General features: G+C 58.9%; 15 protein-coding genes and 1 tRNA gene. 13 read left to right on the plus strand and 3 right to left on the minus strand.

Going from position 1 to position 15,607, the window contains the following annotated elements; all coding sequences use genetic code 11:
* Positions 1–17 precede the first annotated feature (17 nt).
* On the plus strand, positions 18–1,088 hold the full coding sequence (locus QRN48_RS20385) for an AI-2E family transporter (RefSeq protein ID WP_285352766.1): 1,071 nt from the start codon (positions 18–20) through the stop codon (positions 1,086–1,088).
* Positions 1,089–1,201: 113 nt separating this feature from the next.
* Here QRN48_RS20385 and QRN48_RS20390 read toward each other — a convergent pair whose 3' ends face one another.
* Together QRN48_RS20390 and QRN48_RS20395 are read right to left on the minus strand one after the other, a co-directional pair.
* On the minus strand, positions 1,202–1,675 hold the full coding sequence (locus tag QRN48_RS20390) for a peroxiredoxin (protein ID WP_037014007.1): 474 nt from the start codon (positions 1,673–1,675) through the stop codon (positions 1,202–1,204).
* Positions 1,676–1,685: 10 nt separating this feature from the next.
* A complete protein-coding gene (locus QRN48_RS20395) occupies positions 1,686–2,249 on the minus strand; it encodes a glycine cleavage system transcriptional repressor (RefSeq protein WP_037014004.1) in 564 nt (187 codons plus the stop codon).
* Between the two features lie 312 nt (positions 2,250–2,561).
* On the opposite strand from QRN48_RS20395, the gene dapA reads away from it, so the two are divergent.
* The 5 genes from dapA to QRN48_RS20420 all read left to right on the plus strand — a co-directional run bounded on the left by dapA (position 2,562) and on the right by QRN48_RS20420 (position 6,289).
* Positions 2,562–3,440: a 4-hydroxy-tetrahydrodipicolinate synthase gene (dapA, locus tag QRN48_RS20400; RefSeq protein WP_191944886.1), complete on the plus strand. Its 879-nt coding sequence runs from the start codon at positions 2,562–2,564 to the stop codon at positions 3,438–3,440.
* 17 nt (positions 3,441–3,457) lie between these two features.
* Positions 3,458–4,573, plus strand: coding sequence for an NlpB/DapX family lipoprotein (bamC, locus tag QRN48_RS20405; protein WP_037013999.1), 1,116 nt, complete (start codon positions 3,458–3,460; stop codon positions 4,571–4,573).
* Positions 4,574–5,332: an MBL fold metallo-hydrolase gene (locus QRN48_RS20410; protein WP_285352772.1), complete on the plus strand. Its 759-nt coding sequence runs from the start codon at positions 4,574–4,576 to the stop codon at positions 5,330–5,332.
* Between the two features lie 49 nt (positions 5,333–5,381).
* Positions 5,382–6,095 (plus strand): phosphoribosylaminoimidazolesuccinocarboxamide synthase, encoded by a 714-nt coding sequence (gene purC, locus QRN48_RS20415; RefSeq protein ID WP_285352774.1) that lies wholly within the window; start codon positions 5,382–5,384, stop codon positions 6,093–6,095.
* 104 nt (positions 6,096–6,199) lie between these two features.
* Positions 6,200–6,289: transfer RNA gene (locus tag QRN48_RS20420), tRNA-Ser, on the plus strand.
* A gap of 115 nt (positions 6,290–6,404) precedes the next feature.
* Here the strand turns inward: QRN48_RS20420 and QRN48_RS20425 are convergent.
* The gene (locus QRN48_RS20425) at positions 6,405–6,677 is read right to left on the minus strand and encodes a DUF6555 family protein (protein WP_285352775.1); all 273 of its coding nucleotides are present in this window, start codon (positions 6,675–6,677) and stop codon (positions 6,405–6,407) included.
* Between the two features lie 354 nt (positions 6,678–7,031).
* On the opposite strand from QRN48_RS20425, the gene QRN48_RS20430 reads away from it, so the two are divergent.
* The 7 genes from QRN48_RS20430 (at position 7,032) to QRN48_RS20460 (ending at position 15,602) form a co-directional block, all read left to right on the plus strand.
* The gene (locus QRN48_RS20430) at positions 7,032–8,720 is read left to right on the plus strand and encodes an NAD-dependent malic enzyme (protein WP_037013985.1); all 1,689 of its coding nucleotides are present in this window, start codon (positions 7,032–7,034) and stop codon (positions 8,718–8,720) included.
* A 128-nt stretch (positions 8,721–8,848) separates the two neighbouring features.
* Positions 8,849–10,486 carry a GMC family oxidoreductase gene (locus QRN48_RS20435; protein ID WP_285352778.1) on the plus strand — a complete coding sequence of 546 codons (1,638 nt, stop codon included), beginning with the start codon at positions 8,849–8,851 and terminating at the stop codon, positions 10,484–10,486.
* A 195-nt stretch (positions 10,487–10,681) separates the two neighbouring features.
* Positions 10,682–12,331, plus strand: a complete 1,650-nt coding sequence (locus QRN48_RS20440; RefSeq protein ID WP_285352964.1) for a phosphoethanolamine transferase — start codon at positions 10,682–10,684, stop codon at positions 12,329–12,331.
* On the plus strand, positions 12,324–12,983 hold the full coding sequence (locus QRN48_RS20445; RefSeq protein WP_502944649.1) for a class I SAM-dependent methyltransferase: 660 nt from the start codon (positions 12,324–12,326) through the stop codon (positions 12,981–12,983). Before QRN48_RS20440 ends, QRN48_RS20445 begins: the two co-directional genes overlap by 8 nt.
* Positions 12,984–13,116: 133 nt before the next feature.
* Positions 13,117–14,250 carry a ribonuclease D gene (gene rnd / locus QRN48_RS20450; protein ID WP_037013971.1) on the plus strand — a complete coding sequence of 378 codons (1,134 nt, stop codon included), beginning with the start codon at positions 13,117–13,119 and terminating at the stop codon, positions 14,248–14,250.
* Positions 14,247–14,540 carry a YcgL domain-containing protein gene (locus QRN48_RS20455; protein ID WP_285352781.1) on the plus strand — a complete coding sequence of 98 codons (294 nt, stop codon included), beginning with the start codon at positions 14,247–14,249 and terminating at the stop codon, positions 14,538–14,540. Before rnd ends, QRN48_RS20455 begins: the two co-directional genes overlap by 4 nt.
* A 129-nt stretch (positions 14,541–14,669) precedes the next feature.
* Positions 14,670–15,602, plus strand: a complete 933-nt coding sequence (locus QRN48_RS20460; protein WP_191944880.1) for a D-2-hydroxyacid dehydrogenase — start codon at positions 14,670–14,672, stop codon at positions 15,600–15,602.
* Positions 15,603–15,607: the final 5 nt, after the last annotated feature.

Consider the following 15,607-nt stretch of genomic DNA (forward strand, 5'->3'; position numbering starts at 1 on the left):
CACCCATAGGATATTTGATGTTCAAAGTGCTTCGCGACTGGATGCAGCGCTACTTCTCCGACGAAGAAGCGGTAGTGCTGGCGGTGCTGTTGATTCTAGGGTTTACCGCTGTTCTCACCCTCGGCGGCATGCTCGCCCCGGTGCTGGCCGGGCTGGTACTGGCGTTTCTGATGCAAGGTCTTGTGAATCTGCTCGAGCGCCTGCGCGTCCCTGAAGGCGGCGCGGTGGGGCTGGTTTTCGCCTTGTTCATGGGGGCGCTGGCCTTGTTTCTGCTGGTGTTGGTGCCGTTGCTTTGGCATCAACTGATCACACTGTTCAACGAGCTGCCCGGGATGCTCGCCAAGTGGCAATCGCTGCTGTTACTCCTCCCGGAGCGCTATCCTCATCTCGTGTCTGATGAGCAGGTGCTACAGGCGATCGAAGTGGCGCGTGGTGAAGTCGGAAAATTCGGTCAGTGGGCGCTGACGTTTTCCCTCTCCAGCTTGCCGCTGCTGGTCAACATGATGATCTATCTGGTACTGGTACCGATCCTGGTGTTTTTCTTCCTCAAGGACCGCCGGATGATCAGCCAGTGGGCGAGGGGGTATCTGCCTCGCGAACGTACGCTGATCACTCGGGTAGCGGTGGAGATGAATCGACAGATCGCCAACTACATTCGTGGCAAGGTCATCGAGATCTTCATCTGCGGCATCGTCACCTATGTCGCCTTCGTCACCATGGGCCTCAATTACTCGGCGCTGCTGGCCATGCTGGTGGGTATCTCGGTGGTAGTGCCCTATGTGGGCGCGGTAGTTGTGACCGTGCCGGTGGCGTTCATCGCGCTGTTCCAATGGGGCTGGAGCGATCAGTTCATCTACCTGATGGCGGTCTACGGCATCATCCAGACGCTGGATGGCAATGTGCTGGTGCCATTGCTGTTTTCGCAGACCGTGAGCCTGCACCCGGTGGCGATCATCTGCGCAGTACTGCTGTTCGGCGGGCTGTGGGGGTTCTGGGGGATTTTCTTTGCGATCCCGCTGGCGACCCTGTTCAAGGCCGTGCTGGATGCCTGGCCTCGGAATGAGCCGACGGTGGCGCCTTTGTTGTAGGTTTTGCCTTGCTTTTGTAGGAGCGCGCTTGCCCGCGATCGGCGTTGTCAGGGTCAATAGACGATGACTAAACGAATCCGATCGCGAGCGAGCTCACTCCCACATCATGGCGCTCAGGCCTTGGCGAGTGCCTGAGCAGCTTCAAGCACTGCTGCAACATGCCCCGGCACCTTCACGCCGCGCCATTCCTGGCGCAGCACACCGTCCTTGTCGATCAGGAACGTGCTGCGGTCCACACCCAGGTATTCCTTCCCGTACAGCTTTTTCAACTTGATCACGTCGAACAGCTGGCACAGCGACTCATCCTTGTCGGAAATCAGCTCGAACGGGAACGCCTGCTTGGCCTTGAAGTTCTCGTGGGATTTCAGCCCGTCCCGCGAGACGCCGAACACCACCGTGTTGGCGGCCAGGAAGTCGGCGTGATGATCGCGAAAGCCCTGGCCCTGGGTCGTGCAGCCGGGCGTGCTGTCTTTTGGATAGAAATACAGGACAACCTGCTGGCCTTTCAGCCCCGACAGGGTGACCGCCTGCTCACTGGTGGCCTGCACCTGGAAGTCGGCGACCGGTTGATCGAGTTCTACAGCCATTCGGGAATCCTTACATCGGTGCTTGAGGGCGCCATGGTTCGATCAGCGCATCGAGGTTGAGTGCGTCGGCGAAGTCCAGGAACTGGTCACGCAGCCAGCTGATCTGGGTGCCGGCCGGCAACGTCACGGTGAACGTCGCGTTGAGCATGGTGCCGCCGGTCTGCGGTGCCTGATAGGTGTCGCAGATCAGATTTTCCAGTTCGACATTGTGGTCGATGAAGAACTGGCACAACTCATTGATGATGTCAGGACGATAGGCCGAGCTGACGTAGGCCACATAAGGCAGTGCCTCCGGACGATTTTCCAGGGAGGCACTGCGCACTACGTTGACGGTGAAGGCATGCTTCTTGGCCAGATTTGGCAGCCCGGTTTCCAGGCGCGCCAGAGCGTCCCAGCTGCCGGAGATCTGCAGGATCAGAGCGCTGCATTCACCATGACGGGTAAGGCGCGAGCTGACGACCGAGCAACGGCTTTCGTTACTGGCGCGGCACAGCACGTTGGTCAGCTCCATTGGGTTGGCGCCAAGGGCACTGATGACAAGGAATTGTTCGCGAACTGTGGGGATGGATGACATGCAGCATTCCTAAACGATGAGCGGTCGGTACGCAGCGGGCCTGTGCCGGCGGGCTCGACGAACGAAGACGTTGCAGGTTGCCCCGGCCCACGACCGCCAGTCGCTGCCATGAGCCTGTCATGGCGCGCGATAACGACGCTGGGTGGGGTGATTGGCAACAAAATCGAGCAGTCGAACGAGCCGGGCAGATGACCCGTACCGATCAAAGACCGAAGGGTAGCGAAAACCGTCGCCGAGGGGAATGCTCGCCTTGTGCAAGGATCATGGCGCCAGTACCATTACCGCTCTCTTTTTCCGGCAGGAGCGGTTTGCATGATTGCGGGCAGTATGGTGGCACTGGTCACACCCATGGATGCACAAGGTCGTCTCGATTGGGACAGCTTGAGCAAACTGGTGGACTTTCACCTGCAAGAAGGCACCAACGCCATTGTTGCCGTCGGCACCACAGGTGAGTCCGCGACGCTCGACGTCAACGAACACATCGAAGTCATCCGCCGTGTTGTTCAGCAGGTTGCCGGCCGCATTCCGGTCATCGCCGGTACGGGCGCGAACTCCACCCGCGAGGCGGTCGAACTGACCACCAACGCCAAGAACGCCGGTGCCGATGCCTGCCTGCTGGTCACCCCGTATTACAACAAGCCGACCCAGGAAGGCTTGTATCAGCATTTCAAGCACATTGCTGAAGCCGTCGATATCCCGCAAATTCTGTATAACGTGCCTGGCCGTACAGCCTGCGACATGTCAGCCGAGACCGTTATCCGCCTGTCGAAAGTCAAAAACATCATTGCCATCAAGGAAGCCACGGGTGACCTGCAGCGCGCCCGCGACATTCTCGCCGGTGTCAGCAGTGACTTCCTGGTGTACTCCGGCGACGACGCAACGGCGGTGGAACTGATGCTGCTGGGTGGCAAAGGCAATATCTCTGTCACCGCCAACGTTGCTCCGCGTGCCATGGCTGATTTGTGCAAGGCCGCCATGGCTGGCGATGCCGACGCCGCCCGCGCCATCCATGAAAAGCTGATGCCGCTCAACAAGACACTGTTCATCGAATCGAACCCTATTCCCGTGAAGTGGGCCTTGCATGAGATGGGTTTGATGCCAGACGGAATCCGTCTGCCACTCACCTGGCTCAGCGAGTCCTGCCACGAGCCGCTGCGTCAGGCCCTGCGCCAGTCCGGTGTATTGGTCTAATGAGGAAGCACTACGCAATGAAGCGACTGGCCGGACTTTCCGCACTAGCCTTGATTATCTCCAGCACCAGCGGTTGCAGCTGGCTTTTTGGTCAGGACGGTTATTTCCGTGATCGCAGCAGCGATTACCTTGAAGCCACCCAGAAGCCGCCAATGCAGCTGCCCGAGGGCGTTCAGGAAGTCAAACGTCTGGACCCACTGCTGCCTATCCCGCGCAACGTAGCCGACGACACCCAGAAGGGCGCATTTAACGTGCCGCGTCCGCAGCCGTTGTCCACCGTTCAGGACTCCGGCGACTACACGTTGCAGAAGAGCGGCGACAACCGCTGGATTCTGGCCCAGCGCGCCCCTGCCGAAGTCTGGCCAGTGGCCCATCAGTACTTCGAAGACAACGGTTTCCGCATCGCCGAAGATCGTCCGCAGACCGGTGAATTCAACACCACTTGGCAGCGCATGGATGAATTGTCCGCGTCGGTTGCCAAGCGCATGGGGGCCAGTGGCGATGCCGCCAACACCGAAAGCCGCGTTCGTGTGCGTATCGAGCCGGGTGTGCAGCGCAACACCAGTGAAATTTACGTGGTCAGCGTGCAACGCCCGGCGGGCAGCAACGACGATCCAGCCTTCCCGTCACGCAGCACCAACGTCGGCCTGGACTCGGTGCTCACTGACGACATGCTCGCCAGCCTGACCCGCACGGCCGAGAAGGGCGGGTCAGTCTCGCTGCTTGCCGCCCGTGATTTCGATACCCCTAGCCGCGTTTCCCTCAGTGAAGACGGCAGCGGCAACCCGGTGCTGAACCTGGGTGCAGACCTGGATCGCGCGTGGTCAAGCGTCGGTCGCGCCCTGAATCAGGGTGACTGGCGTGTTGAGGATATCAACCGCAGCCTGGGTCTGTACTACATCAACCTGGCGGAAAAAGCCGACAAGCCTGAGAACAAGCCGGGCTTCCTCAGCCGCGTGTTCGGCAGCGAAGAGTCGAAAGAAGAGAAAGAAGCCCGCGCCGAGCGTTATCAGGTTCGCCTGAGTAAGGTTGGCGAAAACGTTCAGGTAACGGTCGAGAAGAACATCAACACCGTAGCCCCGACGGATATCGCGCGCCGCGTGCTGAGCGTCATTCAGGACAACCTGGGTTAAGTGCGCTTCGCAGTTCTGGGTAGCGGCAGTCGCGGTAACGGTACACTGGTTGCGAGCAACGACACCTACGTGTTGGTCGACTGCGGTTTCTCTCTAAGGGAAACCGAGCGACGGCTCGACCGGCTGGGCGTCAGCGGCAAACAGCTCAGTGCCATTCTAGTGACCCATGAACATGCCGATCATGTGCATGGCGTGGGCTTGCTGTCTCGGCGCTACGATGTACCCGTGTACCTCAGTGATGGCACGCTGCGCGGCATGCGCAAGCCGGTTGAAGCAGGTTTGCGGCTGGCCGGTGGGCAGGACCTGCGCATCGGGGGCTTAAGCATTGACGTGGTGTCCGTGGCTCATGACGCGCTGGAGCCCACCCAATTCGTCTTTAACGACGGGCGCCGTCGCTTCGGCTTGCTGACCGATCTGGGTTCGTATTGCCCGGTAGTGCTGGACAGCTATCGCGGGCTGGATGCGCTGATGGTCGAATCCAATCACTGTCGCGATCTGCTTGCCCGTGGTCAGTACCCGTACTTCCTCAAGCAGCGTGTAGGCGGGGACCGGGGCCATCTGAACAACCATCAGGCCGCCAGCCTGGTGAATGAGCTTGGGTGGCAGGACTTGCAACACCTGGTGCTGGCCCATCTGAGCAGCAAGAACAACCTGCCGCATCTGGCCCGGCAATGCTTCGTCGACACCCTTGGCTGCGACGCAGACTGGCTACAATTGGCCGATCAGGATTCCGGGCTCGACTGGCGTGAAATCGCCTGACGTCCCAAACGGGCGATTCGCCCACATCATTCAGCAAGCGGAGCCCATCATGGAAAAACGTGAAGAACTCTACCGCGGCAAAGCCAAGTCGGTTTACAAGACCGATGACGCTGACCGCTTGATCCTTGTGTTCCGCAACGACACCTCGGCGTTCGACGGCAAGCGCATCGAACAGCTCGACCGCAAAGGCATGGTGAACAACAAGTTCAACGCCTTCATCATGCAGAAGCTCGAAGCTGCTGGCATTCCGACCCAGTTCGACAAACTGCTGGCCGACAACGAAGTGCTGGTCAAAAAGCTCGACATGATCCCGGTCGAGTGCGTCGTTCGTAACTACGCCGCCGGCAGCCTGGTCAAGCGCCTGGGCGTGGAGGAGGGCATGAAGCTGAACCCTTACACGTTCGAATTGTTTTTGAAGGACGACGCCAAGGGCGATCCGTTCATCAATGATTCCCACGTCGTGGCGTTCGGTTGGGGCACCGCCGAGCAATTGGTTCGCATGAAAGAGCTGTCCCTCAAAGTCAACGAAGTCCTGACCAGGCTGTTTGACGATGCCGGCCTGCTGTTGGTCGACTTCAAGCTTGAGTTCGGCGTGTTCAGCGATGGCTCGATCGTGCTTGGCGACGAGTTCAGCCCTGACGGCTGCCGCCTGTGGGACAAAGTAACCCGCAAGAAAATGGACAAGGACCGCTTCCGTCAGGGCTTGGGCGATGTCATTGAAGCGTACGAAGAAGTCGCTCAGCGTCTCGGCGTACCGCTCTGATCCGTTGCTGCGCCCGCAAAATGCTGCAAGCACCTGAAAGAACGCGAAAAAATCCTTAAAAAGGATTCGCGTTCTTTAAACGACCTGTTATGATGCGCGCCGTTGGAGAGATGCCGGAGTGGCCGAACGGGACGGATTCGAAATCCGTTGTACTGGCGACAGTACCTAGGGTTCAAATCCCTATCTCTCCGCCATTATTTGAAAAGCCCCAGAAGCCATGCTTCTGGGGCTTTTTTTTGCGCAAAAAAAGGAGCAAGTTTCACTTCGCTTCAGTCGCTGGCGCTGTCAGAAGCGCCATCGGCATCCAACCTAAGCCCATTCCGCCCAGCGCACCGCCGTCAATCCATACCGACGTCCATGAGCGATCAGGGCGCTCAGCTCTTCTCTTGTCTTCGACACGTTGTGCAACACGCCAACCCCCGCATGCAGGCAGGCGTAGTACCAGGCATCTGCTTCATTCAACTTTGAATCGGGTTGGAGAAATACACGGTGCTCCCCCAGAAAGCGGTAGTGGATGCGAAAGATGCGCTGGCCTGACATTAATATCTCCGGTTTGATATCAATGTGACTGCGATGGCTCATCGCCAGTTCAATGCGCGATGTATTTTGCTGCGGTCCCGGCGTGACCTTAACTGAACACCGGCACCTGACTTGAGCGCAACGCTATGCCGTGGTCTCTCGCGTGACCGTGCAAGCCTGATCAGTTTCCACTCGGTAGGGCGTTGCTGATTGGTTTGATGAAATCCGGCCATCATGGCGCAATCAACAGGCGACAAAATGTCGCAATCGATTTCAGGCGAGTAAGATAGGCACCCTGTTTTCACCCCCTATTTCTTCGGGCGGAGTCCCGTATCGAGCGTCGTGTGGTATCCGACCTCCGGGCGTCGTTTCGACTACGTATTGATAGAGCAAACAGAGAAAAGGCGATCACTGCAAATGACCAAGACCTCGCGACCTTTATACATTTCCTACGCCGGCCCTTCCTTGCTGGAGATGCCGCTGCTCAACAAGGGCAGTGCATTCACGCCGCAGGAACGCATCGATTTCAATCTGGTTGGCCTTCTGCCACAGAACGTAGAAACCATCGAAGAGCAGGTCACCCGCGTTTACAGCCAGTACCAGCAGTGCGCGAGTGACCTGGATAAACATATTTATCTGCGCTCCATTCAGGACAACAACGAAACGCTGTTCTTCCGCTTGCTGGATTCGCACCTCGACGAGATGCTGCCCATTATCTACACCCCGACGGTAGGTCAGGCGTGTCAGGAATTCTCGAAAATCTACCGCACCCACCGCGGGCTGTTCATTTCTTACCCTGAACGCGATCGCATCGATGACATCCTGCGCAGCGCGACCAAAGATCGCATCAAAATCATCGTGGTCACGGACAGCGAGCGCATCCTTGGGCTGGGCGATCAGGGCATTGGTGGCATGGGCATTCCGATCGGCAAATTGTCGCTGTACACCGCATGCGGTGGCATCAGCCCGGCTTACACCTTGCCGATCGTGCTCGACGTGGGCACCAACAACAAAGAATTGCTGGACGACCCGATGTACATGGGCTGGCGCCATGAGCGCGTGACCGGCAAAGAGTACGAAGACTTCATTGCGCTGTTCATCGAGGCCGTGCAGAGCCGCTGGCCGGACGTGCTGCTGCAGTTCGAGGATTTCGCCCAGACCAACGCCATGCCGCTGCTGGAAAAGTACCGCGACGAGCTGTGCTGCTTTAACGACGACATTCAGGGGACGGCATCGGTTGCCGTGGGCACATTGCTGGCGGCGTGCAAGGCGAAGAACGAAACCCTCGGCCAGCAGCGGGTCGTGTTCCTGGGCGCGGGGTCGGCGGGTTGCGGGATTGCCGAGCACATCATCGCGGCGATGGTGATCGAGGGCTTGAGCGAAGCCGAAGCGCGCAAACGCGTGATGATGGTTGATCGCTTCGGGCTGCTCACGGACAGCATGGACAACCTGCTGGACTTCCAGAAGAACCTCGCGCAGAAGTCTGGCGATGTTGAGGGTTGGTCTAGCGGCGAAGGCTCGCCCGAATTGCTGGACGTCGTCGCCAACGGCAAGCCTACGGTGCTGATCGGTGTGTCGGGCCAACGTGGTCTGTTCACCGAGCAAGTGATCCGAGAGATGCATAAGCACTGTGCCAAGCCGCTGGTCATGCCGTTGTCCAACCCAACCTCTAAAGTGGAAGTCACTCCACAGGAAGTTCTGACCTGGACCAATGGCGACGCGCTGGTCGCAACGGGCAGCCCCTTTGCCCCTGTCACCGTGGGTGATCGCACGTTCCATATCGCTCAGTGCAATAACTCCTACATCTTCCCGGGCATCGGCCTTGGGGTCGTGGCGTCGAAGGCGACGCGCATCACGGACAAAATGCTGATGGCGGCTTCCAATGCGTTGGCAGAGTGCTCGCCGATGGTGACGGGCAAAGGTGATGCGGTATTGCCGCCGCTCAAGGAGATTCAACAGGTGAGCAAGAAGATCGCCCTCGCCGTTGCGTTGCAGGCTCAGGCTGAGGGTTTTGCGCTGGAGACCACCGAAGAAATGCTCGTTGAAGCCATAGAGCGCAACTTCTGGATGCCCAACTACCGCAGCTACCGTCGCAGCGCGGTGTAACGCACCGCCGCTGACGGCCAGAGCTTCAAAATAAAGACCGCCCATGGACACATGCGGCGGTCTTTAGTTTTGTGGCGAAAAACATCAGGATGAACCTCGGATAAAAATAACAACACAAGCGAGGCCGCATGCAAACGGACGTGAGTCTCTACGACTACATCATCGTCGGCGCAGGCCCGGCGGGGTGCCTCTTGGCCAACAGGCTTTCTCAAAATCCCGCGCACCGGGTGCTGCTTCTCGAAGCCGGCGGCCAGGACAATTACGCCTGGATTCATATACCGGTGGGGTATCTGTATTGCATCGGCAATCCGCGCACTGACTGGTGTTTCAAGACCGAAGCGGAGCCTGGACTCGGAGGTCGTGCCCTCAACTATCCTCGCGGCAAGGTGTTGGGCGGTTGTTCGTCCATCAACGGCATGATCTACATGCGCGGTCAGTCCCGCGACTACGACGATTGGGCAGAGCAGGGCAACAAAGGCTGGAGCTGGAAAGAAGTGTTGCCGTTCTTCAAACGCTCCGAAGATCACTATGCAGGAGACTCGGAACTTCATGGCGGGCAAGGCGAATGGCGAGTCGAACAACAGCGTCTGTCCTGGAAATTGCTGGACGCCTTTCGTGAGGCGGCGGCTCAGACCGGCATCCCGTCTATTCCCGATTTCAATAGCGGCGACAATGAGGGATGCAGCTATTTTCAGGTCAATCAACGGCGCGGAGTGCGCTGGAATGCGTCCAAAGCCTTTCTGCGGCCGGTATTGAAGCGACCCAACCTGACAGTGATCACCGGGGCAGAAGTATCGCGCGTGGTGCTTGAAAACAGTCGAGCCAGCGCGGTGCTGGCTCGCGTAAACGGGCAAGAGAAAATGCTTCACGCCCGGCGCGAAATCATTCTCTGCTGCGGGGCAATCGGGTCGCCCATGGTGCTACAGCGCTCAGGCATCGGGCCGCGAGGGTTGCTGGAGAAGCTTGGAATTGGTGTGCGGCACGAGCTGCCCGGCGTCGGCGCCAATTTGCAGGATCATCTGCAGCTGCGCCTGATCTACAAAGTCAGCAACGGCCAGACGCTGAATAAAATGGCGGGTAGCCTGTGGGGCAAGATGAATATGGGGCTGCGCTACGCCGTCAATCGCAGCGGCCCGTTGGCCATGGCGCCGAGTCAATTGGGCGCGTTCGCGCGTTCAGGGCCGGAGCAGTCAACCGCCAATCTTGAATATCACGTCCAGCCGTTGTCTCTTGAGCGCTTCGGCGAGCCGCTGCACGGTTTTCCGGCGTTCACCGCATCGGTCTGCGATTTGCGTCCGCAGAGCCGTGGCAGCGTGGAGATTCGCTCAGCGCTGGCCGATGCCACGCCCATCATTCGCCCCAATTACCTGAGCCACGACACCGACCTCAAGGTCGCTGCCGATGCGATTCGCCTGACCCGTCGCATTGCCGCGGCGCCCGCGCTCGCCCGCTTCGAGCCGGTCGAATACTTGCCTGGCGCAGACTTGCAAACCGAGGAAGAGCTGCGCCAGGCAGCCAGCGTTATCGGCACCACGATCTTTCACCCCGTCGGCACCTGCAAGATGGGGCAGGGCCGTGACGCAGTGGTTGACGAACGCTTGCGCGTGCACGGCGTTGTGGGTCTGCGCGTCGTCGATGCCTCAATCATGCCCAGCATCACCTCCGGCAACACCTGCTCGCCGACTGTGATGATCGCCGAGAAGGCGGCGCAGATGATCATTGAGGATGGATTGAGGGGTGGGGCGCGATCCCTGTCCCCTTTTTGATCCTCATAATTACGTGGATACGCGCTGAATCTGACGCTGCGCTTTCCAGCGAAATAGCTGGAGAGCGCGACAATCCCACCCCACCAATCGTTCTCATCCTTTTCACAAAAAATTGATGGCCCGATGCCTAAAGTTCGCGGCATCGGCGGGGTTCCTTCCGCTTTTATATTCTCATTTCCAACCAAGCAGACTTTTATGCTGAACGTAAAAGCAGTTCGCCCTGAGCGTGTCACTTTGCTTGCCAGCGCTTTTTTACTGGCCGGGTTTAACCTTACGCTCTGGCAGCATCTATTTGCAATTACAGACTCCGACGGGAAAGGCCTGTTGCTGCGCGGTGCTTTTGCGCTGATGGTGTTCTGCGTTTTCAATATTTTTTTCACGCTGTTGGCATTCAAGCGCGTATTAAAACCTGCATTGATTTTGGTGTTTTTTGTCAGTGCCGGCGTGGCTTATTTCATGAGCCAGTACGGTGTGATGATTGACGCGGGGATGTTCAGAAACTTCGCTGAAACCAATGTCACGGAAGTGCGCGATCTGCTGTCTTTAAAGTTGCTGGCTTATTTGTTTTTTCTGGGTGTGGTGCCTTCACTCATCCTGCTCAAAACGCCTGTCGTCTACCGCCGTTGGCCCCGTGAGTTGCTCAGCAAGGCGCTGGTGTCTGTGGTGTGCGCGATCGCCATCGGCGGCGTAGCGCTGTTGAACTATCAGGGGCTGTCGTCGCTGTTTCGTAATCATCATGAACTGCGCCTGATGGTGGTGCCGAGCAATTACCTGGCGGCCTCTGTGGGGTATTTGAGCGAGCAGGTCAAATCTGCGCAACGGCCGTTTGTGAGCATCGGACAGGATGCCAAACTTGCCGGCGACTGGCAGCAGCACACGCGTAAGTCGCTGACGGTGCTGGTCGTGGGCGAAAGCGCGCGAGCGGAGAACTTCGGGATCCTGGGGTACAACCGCGATACTACCCCTCAGTTGAGCAAGGAAAATGGCCTGCTCACCTTTACCGACGTGCATTCCTGCGGCACGGAAACAGCAGTGTCGGTGCCCTGTATGTTTTCCAACATGGGCCGCAAGGATTACAACGCCAGCACTGCGCGCAACGAGGAAGGGATGCTGGACGTCCTGAAGCGCGCCGGGCTGGACGTCATCTGGCGCGACAACCAGTCAGGCTGCAAAGGCACGTGTGATCGGGTAACGCTGCAGGACGTGAGTAACTTGAAGGACCCGGTGCTGTGCGCCAACAATGAATGCCGGGACGAGATTCTGTTGCAGGGCTTGCAACATTTCATTGACTCGCTGGACAAGGACACCGTGCTGGTACTTCATCAGATGGGCAGCCACGGCCCTGAATATTTCAAGCGTTATCCCAAGGCGTTTGAAAAGTTTACGCCGGTCTGCGAGAGCAACGCGCTTAACAACTGTTCGCGCGAAAGTATCGTCAACGGTTATGACAATACGCTGCTGTACACCGATCATGTGCTGGCGTCGCTGATTGATATATTGCGCAATAACCAAAACAAAGTAGACACGGCCATGGTTTATCTCTCCGATCATGGCGAGTCGCTGGGCGAGTACAACCTGTTCTTGCACGGCACGCCTTATATGCTGGCGCCTGATCAACAGAAACACGTGCCGATGCTCGCCTGGTTTTCCGATAACTATCAGCAGTCCTTCGCCGTGGACACCCATTGTCTGCAAAAAGAACGGAATGCACCGCTCAGTCAGGACAATCTTTTTCACTCAATGTTGGGCCTGTTGCAGGTGCGCACGAGCGTCTATAACCCGGCGCTGGATATGTTTGCGGGCTGTCGGGGGATTTATACGGACGGGGTACTGGCCAATGAATGAGTCCGCGCGCAACAAGCCCGGCATGGAACATTCCGTGCCTGAACATCCCCACACGCTTCGTCGACGTCTGAGCTCATGGCGCGATGCGCAATTGGTGCGGATGGCGTTGCGCGATGCCGGTGAGCCCGGACTGGTGCTGGACGTGCCGTCGGGTTCCGGGCGCTTCTGGCCGGTGCTGGCCGAGCACGCCAACCGGGTCATACTCGCCGCCGATCCCTCTACAGACATGCTGGCGCACGCCGAGGCGCAGACCGCAAATGAGGTGCGCAAGCGCATCCGTACGTTTCAAAGTTCGGCTTTCTCCATCGGCCTGTCAGCAAACGCAGTGGACTGTATCTTTTGCATGCGGCTGTTTCATCATCTGGGCGACAGTGAAAAACGCGGCGCGGTGCTCGACGAGTTTCATCGAGTGACCCGTGACACCGCCATTGTTGCGCTGTGGGTGGACGGTAACGTGAAGGCCTGGCGCCGCAAACGTCAGCTGGGGCAGCTCGCGCCGGGTACGTTCGCGCCGCGCAATCGGTTTGTGGTGTGCCGCAGCGACATTGAAGCCGAGTTTTCTCACGCCGGGTTCAGGATCGTCGGTCACCGTGACTTTTTGCCTGGCTACGCCATGTGGCGTGTGTACGTGCTGCGCAAGGCCGGTGAATGATCCGATGGGCGACCGGTCTGGCTAGCCTGATTCAGGTTCGTCGAACATGAAGTTGATCGAGACTTGCAGGACGGATGCCCGGTAACCGCATGTAGCGATATATACTGCGCGCCATTCTTCGAGGGAGAGCCGTGTGGCCATCGATATTCACTGGATTCGCGACGACGATAGCCTCGCCGACCATTGCGCACAGTGGCAGACCCTGCCTTATGTGGCGCTCGACACCGAGTTCATGCGTGTCGACACCTTCTATCCCATCGCCGCGCTGTTGCAGATTGGCGACGGTTCACGCGCTTACCTGATCGACCCGTTGTTGATCAGCGACTGGAAACCTCTGGCCGCGTTGCTGGAAAACCCCGACGTCATCAAAGTCGTTCACGCCTGCAGTGAAGACCTTGAGGTGCTGCTGCGCCTGACGGGTAGCCTGCCCGTGCCGTTGTTTGATACGCAGCTGGCGGCGGCCTACCTGAACCTGGGTTTCTCCATGGGTTATTCGCGCCTGGTGCAGGAAGTCCTGAACATCGATTTGCCGAAAGGCGAAACGCGTTCCGACTGGCTGCAGCGCCCGCTGTCGGATACCCAGATCAGCTATGCGGCAGAAGACGCCGTGCATCTGGCCGAAGTCTACAACCTCCTGCGCCCCCGTCTGTCCGACGAAAAGTATGCATGGGTGCTGGAGGACGGCGCCGAGCTGGTGGCCAATCTTCGTCGTGAGACCGATCCCTACGACGCGTATCGCGACGCCAAGCTGGCGTGGAAGCTGTCGCGTGCGCAACTCGCGGTGCTGCGCGAATTGTGCGCCTGGCGCGAGCAGCAGGCGCGCTTGCGCAATCAGCCGCGCAACCGCGTGCTGCGCGAGCACTCGCTGTGGCCGCTGGCCAAGTCCCAGCCGGACAATCTTGCCGCGCTGGCGAAAATCGATGACATGCACCCCAAAACCGTGCGCCAGGACGGCGAGTTCCTGCTCGACCTGATCAAGAAAGCCGGCAGTGTCTCGCCGGATCAATGGCCCCCGGCGCTACCCGAGCCGCTGCCGATCGAAGCGTCCAACGTACTCAAAAGCCTGCGCGCCATTGGCCAGCAGCAAGCCGAACGCCTGGACATGGCGCCGGAATTGATGCTGCGCAAAAAGACCCTCGAGGCCTTGCTCAAGACCGGTTACCCGGACGGCCCTTATAAACTGCCCGATTCGTTGCGTGGCTGGCGCCGCGAATTGATGGGCCAGATGCTGCTCGACAGCCTGGCCAACGTCGGAGAACAGCCTTGAAACGTATTTGCTCTATCTATCGCAGCCCGCGCAGGAACGAAATGTACCTGTATGTCCTCAAGAGCGACGCCCTGGAGCGCGTTCCGGAGGAGTTGCTGACGGCATTCGGCAAGCCGCACCATGCCTTCGACCTGGTGCTGTCTCCTGAGCGCGCACTGGCCCGCGAGGACATCCACGCCGTGCTCGCCAATCTGGAAAAGCAGGGCTACCACCTGCAGATGCCACCGGCCGAAGACGAGTACATCGAGCACTTGCCGGAAGAGCTGTTGCGCCGCAACGACCCTATGTAACGCTTAACTGACCCTGCAATTCATCGCAGGGGTACACCGGGCCGTTGCACGCGTCAGGCCAGTCGGGACACTCATGCCCGGCTGCGGACGCTGTACGGCCGCATGCCCTGTTTATCGAGTTTTGAATCCATGCGCGTTCTGATCGCCGAACACGATTACCCCGTCTACACCGAACTCCTTCGCAAGACTGCCCCGGACATCGAAGTGCTGAGCAGCGGTCATTCCGCTGAACTGTCGAAAATGGCCGCAGAGGCACCTGTCTGGCTTGGCCAGCCCGACTTGCTGGCCAACCTGTTGCGTCAGGGCCACAAACCCAAATGGCTGCAGTCCACCTGGGCGGGCGTCACGCCGCTGCTGGCTGACGGTCTGTACCGTGATTATCAGCTGACCCGTGCTGTGGGTATTTTCGGTCAGGTGATGGCCGAGTTCGTGCTGACCTACATGCTGGTGCATGAACGCGAGGTCCTGGCGCGACTGGTCAGCCAGGTTGAGCGCAAGTGGGACAACCGCATGGCCCAGAGCCTGGCCGGACGCAAGGCGTTGATCGTCGGAACGGGCGACATCGGCATGCAGGTGGCGCAGTTCCTTGTGCCGTTTGGTGTCGAGCTGTATGGCATCGCTTCCAGCGCGCGGGTTCAGGCGCCGTTCGTTGAAGTGGCTGCGCTGGAGGATCTGCCGCGTCTTGTGGCAGAGGCTGACTTTGTCATCAACCTGCTGCCCAACACGCCGCACACCCATGACCTTTACAACGCGAAACTGTTTGCCTGCTTCAAGCCCTCGGCGTTGTTTATCAACGTTGGTCGTGGCACGGCGGTGGTCGATGCTGATCTGGTTGAGGCGCTGAAAATTGGGCACCTGGCCGGGGCGGTCATCGACGTCTGCCGTCAGGAGCCGCTGCCCCAGCGTCACCCGTTCTGGACCGCATGGGGCCTGTTGCTGACAGGGCACAGCTCCGCGCCCACTTCGCCACCGGCCATGACCCAACTGTTTGTCGACAACTTCAGAGCCTACGCAGCGGGAGAGGCGCTGCGCGGAGAAGTGGACTTCGCCAAGGGTTATTGAGCACT

The organism is Pseudomonas sp. ME-P-057 (assembly GCF_030208975.1).
GTDB lineage: Bacteria > Pseudomonadota > Gammaproteobacteria > Pseudomonadales > Pseudomonadaceae > Aquipseudomonas > Aquipseudomonas lutea.

What these genes read in the sequence shown, in the direction of transcription:
- QRN48_RS20385 (WP_285352766.1), top strand. Translation starts at nt 18, where the DNA reads ATGTTCAAAGTGCTTCGCGACTGGATGCAGCGCTACTTCTCCGACGAA.
- QRN48_RS20390 (WP_037014007.1), bottom strand. Translation starts at nt 1,675, where the DNA reads ATGGCTGTAGAACTCGATCAACCGGTCGCCGACTTCCAGGTGCAGGCC.
- QRN48_RS20395 (WP_037014004.1), bottom strand. Translation starts at nt 2,249, where the DNA reads ATGTCATCCATCCCCACAGTTCGCGAACAATTCCTTGTCATCAGTGCC.
- dapA (WP_191944886.1), top strand. Translation starts at nt 2,562, where the DNA reads ATGATTGCGGGCAGTATGGTGGCACTGGTCACACCCATGGATGCACAA.
- bamC (WP_037013999.1), top strand. Translation starts at nt 3,458, where the DNA reads ATGAAGCGACTGGCCGGACTTTCCGCACTAGCCTTGATTATCTCCAGC.
- purC (WP_285352774.1), top strand. Translation starts at nt 5,382, where the DNA reads ATGGAAAAACGTGAAGAACTCTACCGCGGCAAAGCCAAGTCGGTTTAC.
- QRN48_RS20425 (WP_285352775.1), bottom strand. Translation starts at nt 6,677, where the DNA reads ATGAGCCATCGCAGTCACATTGATATCAAACCGGAGATATTAATGTCA.
- QRN48_RS20430 (WP_037013985.1), top strand. Translation starts at nt 7,032, where the DNA reads ATGACCAAGACCTCGCGACCTTTATACATTTCCTACGCCGGCCCTTCC.
- QRN48_RS20435 (WP_285352778.1), top strand. Translation starts at nt 8,849, where the DNA reads ATGCAAACGGACGTGAGTCTCTACGACTACATCATCGTCGGCGCAGGC.
- QRN48_RS20440 (WP_285352964.1), top strand. Translation starts at nt 10,682, where the DNA reads ATGCTGAACGTAAAAGCAGTTCGCCCTGAGCGTGTCACTTTGCTTGCC.
- QRN48_RS20445 (WP_502944649.1), top strand. Translation starts at nt 12,324, where the DNA reads ATGAATGAGTCCGCGCGCAACAAGCCCGGCATGGAACATTCCGTGCCT.
- QRN48_RS20460 (WP_191944880.1), top strand. Translation starts at nt 14,670, where the DNA reads ATGCGCGTTCTGATCGCCGAACACGATTACCCCGTCTACACCGAACTC.